Below are 12,715 nucleotides of genomic sequence, written 5' to 3' on the forward strand. Positions count from 1 at the left end.
TCCATGGGGTCGATCGTCGAGGAAGGATGGATTCATGGCACCTCGCCGCTCGACGGCGCGCCGCTGTCGTCCGTGCGGGTGACGGCCGCCGACGACATCGCCGGGGTGGTCCACGCCGCCCGGCGGGCGCAGGCCGCCTGGGCACGGCGTCCGGTCGCGGAGCGGGCGCGCGCCCTCGCCGAGGCCGGGCGGCGCCTGCTGGGGAGGGCCGACGAGATCGCGCAGGCGCTCCACCGGGAGCTGGGCAAGCCCATGGCGGACGCGTACGGGGTCGATCTCGGCTCGACCCCTGAGGTATTTCGGTATTACACGACGCGCGGCGAGGCGTTCCTCGGGGACGAGGCGGTCGCCTTCAACCCGGTCATGTTTCCGCGCAAGAGGGCGCGCGTCGAGCGCCTGCCGCACGGGGTGGTCGGCCTCATCACGCCCTGGAACTATCCGGTGTCCGTCGCGGTGCACAACCTCGTCCCGGCGCTCCTCGCGGGCAACGCGGTGGTGCTGAAGCCGTCCGAGCACGCCGCCCGGACCGGCGCCGCGCTCGCCGGCGCGCTTCGCGAGGCGCTGCCCGAGGCGCTGCTCGGCCTGGTGCAGGGCGGCGCCGACGCGGGCGCGGCGCTCGTCGCCGAGGTCGATCACGTCGTCTTCGTCGGCGGCGTCGCGGGGGGGCGGGCGGTGGCGCGCGCGGCCGCGGATCGCCTCATCCCGGCGCAGATCGAGCTCGGCGGGAAGGACGCGGCCATCGTGCTGCGCGACGCGGATCTCGACCGCGCCGCGCACGGCGTCGCGTGGGCGGGCTTCGTCAACGCCGGCCAGAGCTGCGCGGGGATCGAGCGCGTCTATGTCGAGGCGGAGGTGTTCGAGGCGTTCGTCGAGCGCCTCGTCGCCGTCGCGGAGCGGCTGCGCGCCGGCGACGACGGCGGCGCGCCGGGCACGGTGGAGATCGGCCCCTTGGTCACCGAAGCGCAGATGGCGCGCGTCGAGGCGCACGTGCGCGCGGCGGTCGCGGCCGGCGCGCGGGTGCGCTGCGGCGGGGCGCGCCGGGGCAACTTCTATCTTCCGACGGTGCTCACGGGCGTCGACCCGTCGCTCGACCTCCTGCGCGAGGAGACCTTCGGGCCCGTGCTCCCCGTCATCGCCGTTCCGGACGCGGGCGCGGCGGTCCGCGCGGCCAACGAGAGCGTCTATGGCCTCACGGGGAGCGTGTGGACGCGAGACGTCGCGCGGGGCGAGGCGCTCGCCCGGGAGCTGCGGGTCGGGGTCGCCACGGTCAACAACCACATGTTCACCGGCGCGGCGCCGCAGGCCGTGTGGACGGGGCGCGGGCGCTCGGGCTACGGCGTGCAGAACGGCCCCGAGGCCCTGCGGGCGATGACGAGGCCGCGGCTCATCGCGGTCGACGAGAGCACCGCGTCGCGCGAGCTCTGGTGGTTCCCCTACGACCGCGCGTTCGTGGAGATGTCGCGGGGAATGGTGCGCTCCCTGGGCGCGAGCTCGGGGCTCGATCGGCTCTCGTCGGTGGGCCGGATGGTGCGCGGCGCCGCTCGGCGGTGGGTCGGGGCGCGCGCGGCGTCGCGCGCCCGGCATGCGTGGGGGCGAGAATCAGGCGGGGCCGGTCCTCGTCGGGAAGACGGATAGGATAGAGTTCGCCGCCGGCTCGAACATCGCACCTGAGGAGAGCGCCGCAGAGCCGCCCTTGACATCCTCGAGTCATTTCGTTTTTCCTTCCCCCTCCATGCGCGTTGGCAAGCTCAATCCGCCCGACGTCCACAAAACTCCCGGCTATCACCATGTCACGATCGTCGAGGCGGGCCGGCTGGCCTTCCTCGCCGGCCAGTGCCCGCTCGATCCCGACGGCAACCTGGTCGGGGCGGGCGACCCCCTCGCGCAGGCCGACCAGGTGGCGGCGAACGCCCTGGCCATCCTGGCCGCGGTCGGGGCGCAGCCCGCCGACGTGGTGCGCTCGGTGATCTACGTGGTCAGCGACGACCGCGAGGTGCTGGGCGCGGTGTGGCAGCGGCTGAACGACTCGGCGCTCGGCCCGGCCTTCGGTTCGGCCAGCACCCTGCTCGGGGTCGCTTCGCTCGGCTTCACCGGTCAGCTGGTCGAGGTGGACCTGACCGCCGCCCTCCCCGGTTGATCCACGTCCGCCGGGAGGCTCTCCTCGACGCGCACGCGGGACACGCGCGCATCGGGCCCTGCCACGCTATCCGGAGGCGCGCCGGGCGCCGCCGGGCGACCTCGAGCGCGGGCGCGGGCCCGTCTTCGCCGCCCGCTTCGGCTTCGGCGCGTCCGCCCGCGGGCGGAGCTCCCCCCCTCCCCACGCCACCACCGCGTCGATGAAGGCGCGGAGCTGCGGCGGCATGAACTCCCGCTCCGCGTAGATCACCGCGAAGTGCGATTCCCCCTGGATCGCGCCTTTCAGCACGTGCACGAGCGCGCCGCTCTCGAGGTGCGCGCGCGCGAGCGGCTCCGGCAAGAGCGCGATGCCGAGGCCCTTGAGCGCGGCGTCGCAGAGCAGGTGCATGTCGTTCGTGAAGAGCGCCCCCTCGACCTGGAGCTTGCCGCCGGAGGACGGCCAGTGCGTCTGCGGCAGCTCCCCCCGGGCGAAGCCCATGAGGCAGCGGTGGCCCCGCAGATCGCGGCGCGTGCGCGGCGCGCCGCGGGCCTCGAGGTACGCGGGCGAGGCGACCGCGAGGAGCGGGTGGCGCATCAGCGTCCGGGCGACGAGGCCGGGCTCGAGCGCGGAGCTCGCGCGGAGCGCGACGTCGTAGCCGCCGCGCAGGAGATCGACGTGCTGCGTCGCGCTGTGGACGTGGAGGCGGACCTCGGGGTAGCGCCGCGCGAAATCGCAGAGCATCGCGCTGAAGCTCTCGTCCATCATCGGCGGCACCGACACGCGCAGCTCGCCGCGCACGGCGTCGTCGGCCTGGCGCACGCTCGCCTCGGCGTGGTGGACGGCGTCGAGGACGATGCGGGCGTGGCGGTAGAGCGCCTCGCCCGCGTCGGTGAGGGCGAGGCTGCGCGTCGTCCGGCGGAGCAAGCGCACCCCGAGCCGCTCCTCCAGCCGCGCGAGGCGGCGGCTGACGGTGGCGCGCGGGACGCCGAGCTCGGCGGCGGCGCGGGACAGGGATCGGGCCTCCACGGTCTTCGAGAAGGCGAGGAGCTCGGAGGTCTCGAGAGGTTCGTCCATTTGGATCAAATCCTGGCAGGTGCTTCCAACTGTTGATGCATTGTTACAGGCGCGTCCACGGCCCAGAATGCTCGCTCATGAACGACAAGGCACGCACCATCGGTTACTGGATCTCGACGAGTCTCCTCGGCCTCGCCTTCGCCACAGGCGGGCTCGCCGATCTCGCTGGCTCCCCCCAGGTCCTCGAGGGCATGGCGCACCTCGGCTACCCGGCCTACTTCGCCACCATCCTCGGCGTCTGGAAGGTCCTCGGCGCCGTCGCCGTCCTCGCCCCGCGCTTCCCGCGCCTCAAGGAGTGGGCGTACGCCGGCATCTTCTTCGATCTCACCGGCGCCGCCGCCTCGCACGCCGCCGCGGGCGACGCCGCCGGCCAGGTGATGACGCCCCTCGTCCTCGTCGCCGTCGCCGCCGCCTCCTGGGCGCTGCGCCCCGAGAGCCGCAGGCTCGCGAGCGCCCCGAAGCGCGAGGCCGGGGCCCGCGTCGGCGAGCCCGCGCTCGCGACCTGACGGGGATCTCACGGAACGACTCGCCCCACCTCGACCACGTATCACGGAGCAAGCCTCATGAGCGACCAACTCCTCCAGCAGATCCTCCTCGAAGCCCGCACCCACAACGGCTGGCTCGCCGAGCCCATCGACGACGCGACCCTGCGCCGCCTCTACGAGGCCCTGCGCCTCGGGCCGACCGCGGCCAACACCGTGCCGGCGCGGATCGTCTTCGTGAAGAGCCCCGAGGCCAAGGAGCGCCTGCGCCCCTGCCTCGCGCCGGGCAACGTCGAGAAGGCCATGAGCGCGCCGGTCACCGCGATCATCGCCTACGACACGCGCTTTCACGAGAAGATGCCGACGCTCTTCCCGGCGCGCCCGACGATGGGCGAGACCCTCGCCGGGATGCCGCCGGAGCAGCTCGACTTCTTTCTCCTGCAGAACGCGTCGCTCCAGGCCGGCTACCTGATCCTCGCGGCCCGCGCGCTCGGGATCGACTGCGGGCCGATGGGCGGCTTCGACCGGGAGAAGGTCGACGCCGCGTTCTTCGCCGACGTGCCGTGGAGATCGATCCTCCTCATCAACCTGGGCCACGGCGACCCGGAGAAGCTCTACCCGCGCAACCCCCGCCTCGATTTCGAAGAGGCCTGCCGCATCGCGTAGCGATCGGCGTGGAGTCGGCCTGCGCGGCTTGCAAGGCGAGGCCGCTCGGGGGCAGCATCGGGCGCATGAATCCTATCGAGTTCGTCGACGTCGCGACCGCGAAGGCGGCCCGCGGCGTCCGCATGGTCGCGTCGGGGTTGGTGCCGAGCCCCTGGTCGGAGGCCGCGAAGGGGCTGTTCCGGCTTCAGGGCGTGCCGGTCCGCGTGGTGCGGTTCTCGCGGGAAGACGCGGAGCTCGCGGCGTGGATGCGCGCCGACAACGTGCCCGTCGTCTTCCACGACGACGAGCCCCCGCGCGTCCATTGGGCCGCGATCACGACCCTCGCCGCCCGCCTCGGCCCGCCGGGCGCCCTGCTCCCCGACGACCTCGATCACCGCGCCCGCACCGTCGGCCTGCTCCACGAGATCGCGGGTGAGGAGGGCCTCGGCTGGAACGCGCGCCTCCTCATGATCCACGCCTCGGTGACGAGCGAGGGCAAGCGCGGCTTTCCGCCGCCCGTCGCGGGCTACCTCGCGGCGCGCTACGGCTACTCCCCGGCGTTCGATCTCGACCGCGTGCGCGCCCGCATCGTCGCCGCGCTCTCCGCCCTCGCCGCCCGGCTCGACGGAGGCCGCGACTACCTCGACGGCGACCGCCCGAACGCGCTCGACGTCTACGCCGCCACCTTCCTGACCCCGCTCTGCCCGATCCCGGAGAGCGACTGTCCCCGCCTCCAGCCGTTGCTCCGGCAGGCCTTCGGGACCGCGCGCGAGGAGCTCGGCGACGCGGTGCCGCGCGCGCTCGTCGAGCACCGGAGCCGGATGTACGAGCGCCACCTGGGCTGGCCGATCGAGCTCTGATGGCATGGGGACCCCTCCGAGGGGTCGCCCTGCTGGCTTTCATGGCGAGCGCGCTCGTGGCCTGCGCACCCCTCGCCGATCGCCCCGCGGGCCGTGACGCGAGGGGCCCCCCTTCACGGATAGATACGTTGCTGAACGAATCTCGCCTTTCCAGGGGGACCGGATCGCATCGAAGAATGCTCTGTCCACCCAGGGCAGGTCCCGCGATTGGGCTTGACGTCTCCGAGACGTTTGGATTTCCTTCTCGCCATGAGCTTCGATCCGGCCGCGGCGCGCGATTACGTTCAGGCCCTGGACCTCGCGGGAATCCCTCGCAAGCTGGTCGCGCAGGACGCGGCGACCGACGCTGGCGACGTCTTCGATGCCGCGAAGAGCCAAGCTCGGGTAATCGGCTCGTCGCTCCTGTCGTTCGCGCAGGGCGTGGACGCGGGCGTCCGGGAGGCCATCTCGGACTCGGCGCTGCTCGCCCAGCTCGTCGCCAACAAGCACGCGTCCGCGCAGGCCGCGCCCCTCGACTGGTACGCGAAGTACGTGGAGGTGCTGCAGAACGTCGGCTGGGTGATGCAAGCCGGCGCCTGGTCCGACTACACGACGCAGGGGACGGGGGCCGAGGTCCACGAGAAGATCATCGAGGTCCTCTCGGTGGCGCTCGGGCCCAGCGCCGCCGCCGCGGCGATCGTGAAGTCGGCGATCGACGCGCTGGCGGCGATGAAGGAGGGTGGCTCCTGGTTCACCATCTTCAGCCGCGAGTCGCAGCACGCGAACATCGCGCGCTTCCAGGTCGGTATCGTCGAGACGGGCGCGAACGACGACGTGTTCGTCTCGCTGCTCGCCTGCCTGATCAAGGCGAACAGGGGCATCACCCAGGTGCTCTTCTTCAAGCTCCAAAAGGAGCAGGCGGCGTTCTCGGCCAGCAGCGCCAAGGTGTCGATCGACCGGCCGTCGCTCATCGACCTCGGGCCGACGATCCGCAAGAAGGTGCGGGCGTACCAGGCCGATTACCTGAGCAGCATCCTCGATCTGTAGGCCGCATCGATGCCGACCGACGCCGCGAGCGAAGGATCACCGGTGCCTCCGAACCAGCGCATGGTCGCCTTCGCGATCGGGGTGGGCGACGCGGAGCGCCTGCCGTTCCTCGCAGGGGCGCACAACGGAGCGCGCGGGTTCCACGCGTGGGCGGTCGCGAGCGGCTACGAGTCGCGCCTGGTGATCGACGACGAGGAGCCGGTCACGTTTCCGCGGCTGAAGGCCGAGCTGGAAGCGGTCCTCGCGCCCGGCTCGGGGCCGATCCACCGGATGCTGCTCTACTTCGCGGGGCACGGGCTGATCCGGGAGGCGGAGGAGGGGCTATGGCTCCTCTCGAACTGGTACTCCGAGCTGCGCGCGGTGGCCGTGGAGGTCCTCCGCCGCCGCCTCTACATGCACGGCATCCAGCAGATCGGCATCTTCGCGGACGCGTGCCGGTCGCTGCCCCCGGACGTCGACGCGCTCGACCTCACCGCCGACGCCGTGCTCGGGCGCGGTCCGAGGAAACCGGACGGGACACCCGCGCTCGACAAGTTCATCGCCGCGCAGGACGGCACCGCCACGTTCGCGGTGCCGGGCGCGTCGCCGGACGACGATCGGTGTCTCTTCTCCGGCGTGCTCCTGGAAGCGCTCTGGGGCACGAGGCCGTCCGCGTTCTCCCAGATCCTCCCGGGCAAGATCACGAGCAGCAGCCTGGGCAAGTACCTCACGACGGAGGTGCCGGCGCTCTCGAACCGCTACGGCAAGAAGGTCGTGCCGACGGCGGTGCCGGCGTTCCCCGAGGGCGACAACTACTACTTTGGCGTCGGGCCCAAGCTGTCGCCCCCGGAGTTCCCGCCCTGGCCCCCTGACCAAGAGCTCGCGGGCGTGCCGCAGCAGGTGCTCAGGCTCGACAGCCCGAAGTCGGCGCAGGGTCTGTCGGAGAAGGGCGTGTCGCAGCAGGAGCTCGGGCTGGAGTCGGCGCGGGATCCTTCGGTGAAGGAGAAGCTGTCGATGGAGAAGCGGCTGCATGATCTGCACGCGCCGACCCACTTCGAGACCCGCGCCGGCTTCGCGATCGAGGGCGCCCGCGTGGCGGCGCTCTGGACCCCGCCCGACGCGTTCGCGGAGGCGCAGGATGGCGAAGCGCGCTGGTGGCGCGTCGGAGAGCGCGACGGCTTCGAGCTGGGCAAGCCGGTGCCCGTGCTCGTCGAGCTCGCCGACGACACCTACGTGGCCACGACAGCGCTCCCCGACTTCATCGGTTCCATCCTGTGCGACGACTGCGGCTCATCCGCCCTCGTGTACCGCGAGGTCGGGAGCGCTCGATCCGCGAGCGAGGCGGCCGTCAAGGCGCTCGGCCGCCTGGAGCGCGGCGAGCTGCGGGCCAGCGACGTTCTGGACGAGGCCGTCAACCTCCGGCAGGAAAAGCACGTCGATCCCGTCCTCGGGGCCGTGAGCGCGTATCTCTACGACGCGATCGGAGACCTCGACAACATTCGTCGAATGGCGTGGGCCTATCGCAAGGATCACCAGGCGATCCCCTACGACGTCGCCCTCCTCGCGCAGCTCGAGGCGCACGTCGGCAGCGACGGCCTGATCCGCGTGGATATCCCCGCGGTGCCCGCGCGCGATCCTCGGACGGAGAAGGAGAAGGAGTTCTCCTGGACGCATCAAGCCACGCCGCCGGCGCGCGCCGTGGTGGCAGGCTTCTGGCCGCTGCTGCGCCAGGGGTGGGCCTTCCTCGACGATCCCGTGCTCGCGACGCCGGAGCTGCTCGAGCTGACCTCGCACCTCACGCGGGCCCGGTTCTCGACGCTGGACCGCGAAGGCGCAAGGCGGCTCTCCACGTTGTTCGGGTTGCAGCGGCAAGCGCGCTGAGCGGCGCCCGAGATCCCGAGAGGACTCGCCCCGGAGCCCCGCCGCGGTGACGTGGCTCCCTGTCGCGATCGCCTCGGGCTGCTACCTTCCTGGCATGGCTCGGCAAGAGAGCTCAGGACACGAAGGCGAGGCGCGGCAGAAGCTCCGGACCAGCCGGCAGGTGTACGACCAGATCCGCTGGGACCCGCGGCTCGACCCGGCCGCGTTCGTCATCGGCTACGAGACCCGCGCGTCGGGAACCGAGGAGATCGGCCTCCCGAGCTTCGACCCGGAGGGCGACATCCCCTGGCATCGAATCCAGTACATCCGCCAGGGCGCAACCACCGTCTGGGACCGCCGCCGGCGCGTCGACCTGCTCGAAGGCCAGCGCAGCGCGCCCGCACCGCCGGCGCGATGCGGCCTCGACGCCCGGCCCGTTCACCGCAGCGCCCTCGCGCTGATCCCGCCCCAGGAAGCGTGGGCGCCGATCGAGGCGATCCGCCAGGCGCACGACAGGCACGTGCAGCGGTGGATGCCGCACATCAACCTGCTTTACGGGTTCTTGCCGGAGGCCGCCTTCGCCGAGGCGAGGAGCGTCATCGCCGCGGCGCTGCGCGACGTCGCGCCCTTCGAGGTGACCCTCGACGACGTGCGGCGCTTCCAGCACCGCGCCGGCGCCACGGTATGGCTCCACCCGCGCTCCGAGCCGCCCGGCGCGCTGGAGGCCCTGCAGGCCAGGCTGGAAGCCCTCTTCCCCCAGTGCAGCGAGCAGAGCACGGTCTCGGCCAGCGGCTTCACCCCGCACCTGTCCATCGCGCAGCTCCGCGGCGGCGAGGGCGGCGAGGCGCTCGTGGCCGAATGGCGGCGCATCCTGCCGATCACCTTCCAGGCCCGCGCGATCCACCTGATCAGCCGCCGTGGCGACGAGGCGTTCGCGATCCGCCACGCCATCCCGCTCGGCGAGCCGTCTCCCGACGAAGAGGGAGATCGGTAAGGCGTACGTCAGCCCGCGCCCTTCGGCGCCTCCGGGGGGTGGACGCGGGTCCACGTCTCGCCGTCGAAGCGCGCGACGTCCGTGGGGCCGACGCACCAGAGGACGCCGCCGGCCTGCTCGATCGTGTGGATGTAGCGCAGCTCCTGCTCGAGGCCGGTGCGCACCCGCAGGGCGCGCCGGCGCTCGAGGTCGTAGCGGAAGAGACCGAAGTTCGACCCGAGATAGAGGGTCTCCTGGTACATGGCGACGGCGTGGAAGAGGTGCGGGCTCCTCTCCCGCGACACGCTCCGGAAGCCGTCGCGGTGATTGCCGACCAGCAGCGCTCCCTCGTGCCCGCACACCCAGATGCGCTGCGCGCTCTCGACGTGAATCGCGTTGAGCCCGCCGACCGCCGGCACCTCGAGGCGGCGCCACCGCGGACTGCCCAGGTAATACAGGTTCCCTTCGAGCCCGCGCGGGCCGAGCTGCTGGGCGGCCAGGTAGAGGTCGTCCTCCGCCGGCCCCTGGAGGTCGACGGGCCTCACGAGGTCCTGGAAGTCCACGCCGGGCGCCTGGAGGAGGCCCGCGTCCGCGTGCGCCCAGCGGCCGGGGCCGAGCCTCCGGTACACCTGCCCCGCGCTCCCGCAGGCGAACAGGCGGTCGCCGACGCGGCGCAGCGCCGTGAGGAAGCCGTATCCCTTCGACGTCGGCCGGCGGAGCCCGGCCTCCGGGATCTGCTCGAGCACCGCGCCCCGCGCAGACCGGAGCTCGACCTCGCCGTCCAGCGAGAGCGCGCACAGCGCGAGATCTTCCCCGGGGGCGGCCTGCTTCTCCAGCCCGACCGTGAAGAAGCCGACGTCGTGCGCCGTCCACGGCGGGGCGCCGGCCTCGTCGTACAGGAAGAGCCTCGTATGCGGGGCATAATCCCCCGGCGCGGCGAACGTCGCCGAGAGATAGACGCTGGAGGCGCTCAGGGCGAGCGCGCCCGTGATCGTCATCGGCGTGTCGCTGGAATCGTCCGGCGTCGCCCGGGGATCCGCGCCGATCGTGGTCATCTGATCTTCACTCGCTGGGTGGTGTCGATCCCTTGGAATGCCCTGTCGACCTCGCGGATGATCTGCGCAGTGCACTCCGGCTTGTACGCGACCGTGACGCGCAGCGACGATCCGATCACCTCGGAGAGCGGGAGGGTGCCGTCGGTCGACTCGCCGGCGGCGACCTTGTTGCTGAGGATTCTGTTCAGGTCCGCGTGAATCGCGTTGTGCAGCGTGCCCTTGACGAAGGCGTTTCCGGGGATGCAGATGGCGGCGCCGTCGTCCTCGGAGAGGATCCGGTACTGGGAGCCGTTGCGCGTGCCCGAGCGCACGAACTCGTCGGGGACGATGTGGTGCGACTGGGAGCCCTCGCCCGGCAGCAGCTTGCAGATCCTCTTGAGATCGCCGTGCCGCCCCACGATGCACGGCGGGCGCCTGACCTGGACATTGCTGTCGAGCCTCGGGGCCGCGCGGAGGTCGAGGCCCATGTCCAGGCCGAGGAAGGGCGTGCGCATCGGCCGGTGAGCCGGATCGGTGAGCGCGTCCTGGGTGAGGGCCTGCGTCCGCGAGATGCCGATCAGGCCGATTCCGCCGGCGAGCGCCCCCCACACCCCCGCGCCGGCGGCCGCTCCGCCGGCCACCGGGCCGAGGGTGGACAAGGCGCCCGGCGCCGCCTTCGTGGCGGCCTCCGCCGCCGCTCTCCTGGCGGCCTCCGCCGCGAGCTGCCTGGCGAGCTCCTCGTCGAGCAGCGCCACCTGCGTCCTCTCTTGCTGGGTCGTGTAGACGCGCCCGAGCGCGTTGGCGGGCGGGTTGCCGTCGCCGGGCGTCTCGCCTCGAACCGAGGTGTCGATCTGCGCGCTGGGAGGGAGGGCCACGGCGTCAGGCCTTCACGTTCATCCAGCAGCGATCGCCCCTGCGCACGACGCGCCGGCCGTCGGCGCGGACGTTCTTCGACGCCTCGTGCGCCCACACCTTGCCGAGGTTCACGCCCGACTTCACGCCGCCCCCGGTGCCGGGCTCGTCGCCCCGGACGGTCGGCGCCAGGCTGTGATCGTAAACGTAGGTGGGCTTGCCGTTGAGATTCACGCCCTCGATGCATTTCATGCTGCCGTCGAAGCTGGCGTAAAGCATGTACGGGACCGGCACCATCGCGCCGCCCACCGGCGTCAAGCACACGTCCGGGGCGACGGTCACCGCGTAGAAGCTGCTGTCCTTTCGAGCGCCGATAGGCATGTTCTCTCTCCGTGCCCCGATTAAGCCGCACCCGCCTGCTGCATGTACCCGAGCGAGAGGAGGGTCACGCCCTCGACCTCGAGCGACGCCGGGATGCGCGCGCGCCACACGAGCGACAGGCGCATCTGCTCGAGGTCGACGATGACCGTGTCGATGGGCACGGCGGCGAAGCTCACCGCGTCGCCCTCGCCGGCGAGCCGGACGACCACGGCGGCCTCCGGCACGTGGAAGCGGCAGGCCGTGCCCACGGCCTCGGGCGCCGCGCCCGGCGCGCTCGGCGGCAGCAGGTTCCACAGCTCGGCGAGCTCGCCGCCAAGCAGGTAATCGCATTGCATGTCGGGGTGCGCGCCGTTCCAGTAAGCCATGTCGAAATCGGGCGGCATGTACGGCCAGCGCTCGGCGAGCCAGCGATCGTCGAAGGTGCCTGCCAGCTTCAGCCGCGGCTGCCACGGCTTGGCGATGACGCCGAATCCGCGCGGCGACAGCTCCGGCGCCTCGCCGGCGCGCACCTCGCCCGCCACCATCCGCGCGAAGATCTCCGCCGTGATCCCGGCGCCGGGCGCCTCGATCCGCGGGGCCGGCCATCGCTTCACCTCGGCCGCGTCGGCGTACCAGCCCTCGAGGAAGCCGACGCCGAACGGATTGTGCGCGCAGGTCGCGTGCGCCACCGGGGCCGCGTCCGCCTCCGGGTGCGCCCGGCGCGCCGCCTCGCTCAGCCGGTGCGCGCCGTCGAGCCGCCTCGCGGCCTCGTCCTCGGCGTACACCTTGAGCTGGCCGCCGAAGGCGTGCTCGTAGCGCAGCGGCAGCGCCACGAAGGGCTCCGGATCCGTCAGCGCCCAGCCATCGTCCTTGCGCTCGAACGCCCGCGCCCCGTGGACGGCGAGGCGGTGATCCAGCAGCGTGCCGGCCTCCGCGAGGCCGGGGATCGCGGCCAGGCGCCGGATGCGGACGCGCACGTCCACGCGCGCCGCCGCCTCGCCGGCCGGCGCGTGCGCGGCGCCGATCACGATGACGTCGCACCTCGGCTTGCTCTGCGCGAGATCGCTCTCGACCTTGACGCTGCTGCGGTTGATCTCGCCGTGATAGACGTCCGAGACCACGAGCTCGCCATCGGCGATGGCGGCAACGTGGGTGATCCGCGCGCCGTCGCTCTCGCCCGCGCCCGGCGCGGCGCGCAGCTCGTAGCTGCCCCGCGCGACGACGACATGCGATTCGTCGCCCCGAGCATCGACGATGTCGTACTCCAGCACGGGAAACGGAGTGCGGTTCTCGAGCTCCATCGGGGCGGCGGCAGGATACCCGACCGCTTCGGCGCGGAGCAAGGCCGCTCGGGGGCGGCGCGCGCGGCATTTTCGGTGTCGCGTGTCGCGTATCGCGTATCGCGTCGCGCGGCGCCTCAGGCGAGCCACCGCGGCGCCGGTCGCAATGCCGCA

13 protein-coding genes are annotated in these 12,715 nt (G+C 72.4%); 8 read left to right on the forward strand and 5 right to left on the reverse strand.

The genetic code is table 11. The annotated features are described in order from the left end of the window. Positions 1 to 3: 3 nt before the first annotated feature. Positions 4 to 1,635 carry an aldehyde dehydrogenase family protein gene (locus tag WMF26_RS29805; protein ID WP_437995457.1) on the forward strand — a complete coding sequence of 544 codons (1,632 nt, stop codon included), beginning with the start codon at positions 4 to 6 and terminating at the stop codon, positions 1,633 to 1,635. A 97-nt stretch (positions 1,636 to 1,732) separates the two neighbouring features. Beyond that, positions 1,733 to 2,137, forward strand: coding sequence for a RidA family protein (locus WMF26_RS29810; RefSeq protein WP_437995458.1), 405 nt, complete (start codon positions 1,733 to 1,735; stop codon positions 2,135 to 2,137). Between the two features lie 66 nt (positions 2,138 to 2,203). On the opposite strand, the gene WMF26_RS29815 is transcribed toward WMF26_RS29810, so the two are convergent. Then, entirely contained in the window at positions 2,204 to 3,190 is a 987-nt protein-coding gene (locus tag WMF26_RS29815) for a LysR family transcriptional regulator (RefSeq protein ID WP_437995459.1), read from the reverse strand. A gap of 77 nt (positions 3,191 to 3,267) precedes the next feature. Here WMF26_RS29815 and WMF26_RS29820 point away from each other — a divergent pair, with 77 nt between their 5' ends. The 6 genes from WMF26_RS29820 to WMF26_RS29845 all read left to right on the forward strand — a co-directional run bounded on the left by WMF26_RS29820 (position 3,268) and on the right by WMF26_RS29845 (position 9,036). Further along, complete coding sequence (locus tag WMF26_RS29820; RefSeq protein WP_437995460.1) at positions 3,268 to 3,696, forward strand: DoxX family protein; 429 nt, start codon at positions 3,268 to 3,270, stop codon at positions 3,694 to 3,696. A 57-nt stretch (positions 3,697 to 3,753) separates the two neighbouring features. Continuing rightward, positions 3,754 to 4,338: a malonic semialdehyde reductase gene (locus WMF26_RS29825; protein ID WP_437995461.1), complete on the forward strand. Its 585-nt coding sequence runs from the start codon at positions 3,754 to 3,756 to the stop codon at positions 4,336 to 4,338. Between the two features lie 65 nt (positions 4,339 to 4,403). Next, complete coding sequence (locus WMF26_RS29830) at positions 4,404 to 5,177, forward strand: glutathione S-transferase C-terminal domain-containing protein (protein ID WP_437995462.1); 774 nt, start codon at positions 4,404 to 4,406, stop codon at positions 5,175 to 5,177. A gap of 249 nt (positions 5,178 to 5,426) precedes the next feature. Beyond that, positions 5,427 to 6,203 (forward strand): hypothetical protein, encoded by a 777-nt coding sequence (locus tag WMF26_RS29835; protein ID WP_437995463.1) that lies wholly within the window; start codon positions 5,427 to 5,429, stop codon positions 6,201 to 6,203. Between the two features lie 42 nt (positions 6,204 to 6,245). Then, positions 6,246 to 8,063: a hypothetical protein gene (locus WMF26_RS29840; protein ID WP_437995464.1), complete on the forward strand. Its 1,818-nt coding sequence runs from the start codon at positions 6,246 to 6,248 to the stop codon at positions 8,061 to 8,063. Positions 8,064 to 8,157: 94 nt separating this feature from the next. Then, positions 8,158 to 9,036, forward strand: coding sequence for an RNA repair domain-containing protein (locus WMF26_RS29845; RefSeq protein ID WP_437995465.1), 879 nt, complete (start codon positions 8,158 to 8,160; stop codon positions 9,034 to 9,036). Between the two features lie 8 nt (positions 9,037 to 9,044). Here WMF26_RS29845 and WMF26_RS29850 read toward each other — a convergent pair whose 3' ends face one another. From WMF26_RS29850 to WMF26_RS29865, 4 genes are read right to left on the reverse strand one after another with little or no spacing between them, the layout of a single operon-like run. Then, positions 9,045 to 10,070, reverse strand: coding sequence for a hypothetical protein (locus tag WMF26_RS29850; protein ID WP_437995466.1), 1,026 nt, complete (start codon positions 10,068 to 10,070; stop codon positions 9,045 to 9,047). Beyond that, on the reverse strand, positions 10,067 to 10,924 hold the full coding sequence (locus WMF26_RS29855) for a hypothetical protein (protein WP_437995467.1): 858 nt from the start codon (positions 10,922 to 10,924) through the stop codon (positions 10,067 to 10,069). Before WMF26_RS29855 ends, WMF26_RS29850 begins: the two co-directional genes overlap by 4 nt. Positions 10,925 to 10,928: 4 nt before the next feature. Next, positions 10,929 to 11,282 carry a PAAR-like domain-containing protein gene (locus tag WMF26_RS29860; protein WP_061627547.1) on the reverse strand — a complete coding sequence of 118 codons (354 nt, stop codon included), beginning with the start codon at positions 11,280 to 11,282 and terminating at the stop codon, positions 10,929 to 10,931. Between the two features lie 20 nt (positions 11,283 to 11,302). Then, positions 11,303 to 12,604: a DUF2169 family type VI secretion system accessory protein gene (locus tag WMF26_RS29865; protein ID WP_437995468.1), complete on the reverse strand. Its 1,302-nt coding sequence runs from the start codon at positions 12,602 to 12,604 to the stop codon at positions 11,303 to 11,305. Between the last annotated feature and the right edge of the window lie 111 nt (positions 12,605 to 12,715).

Source organism: Sorangium sp. So ce185, assembly GCF_051526825.1.
Lineage (GTDB): Bacteria > Myxococcota_A > Polyangia > Polyangiales > Polyangiaceae > Sorangium > Sorangium cellulosum_D.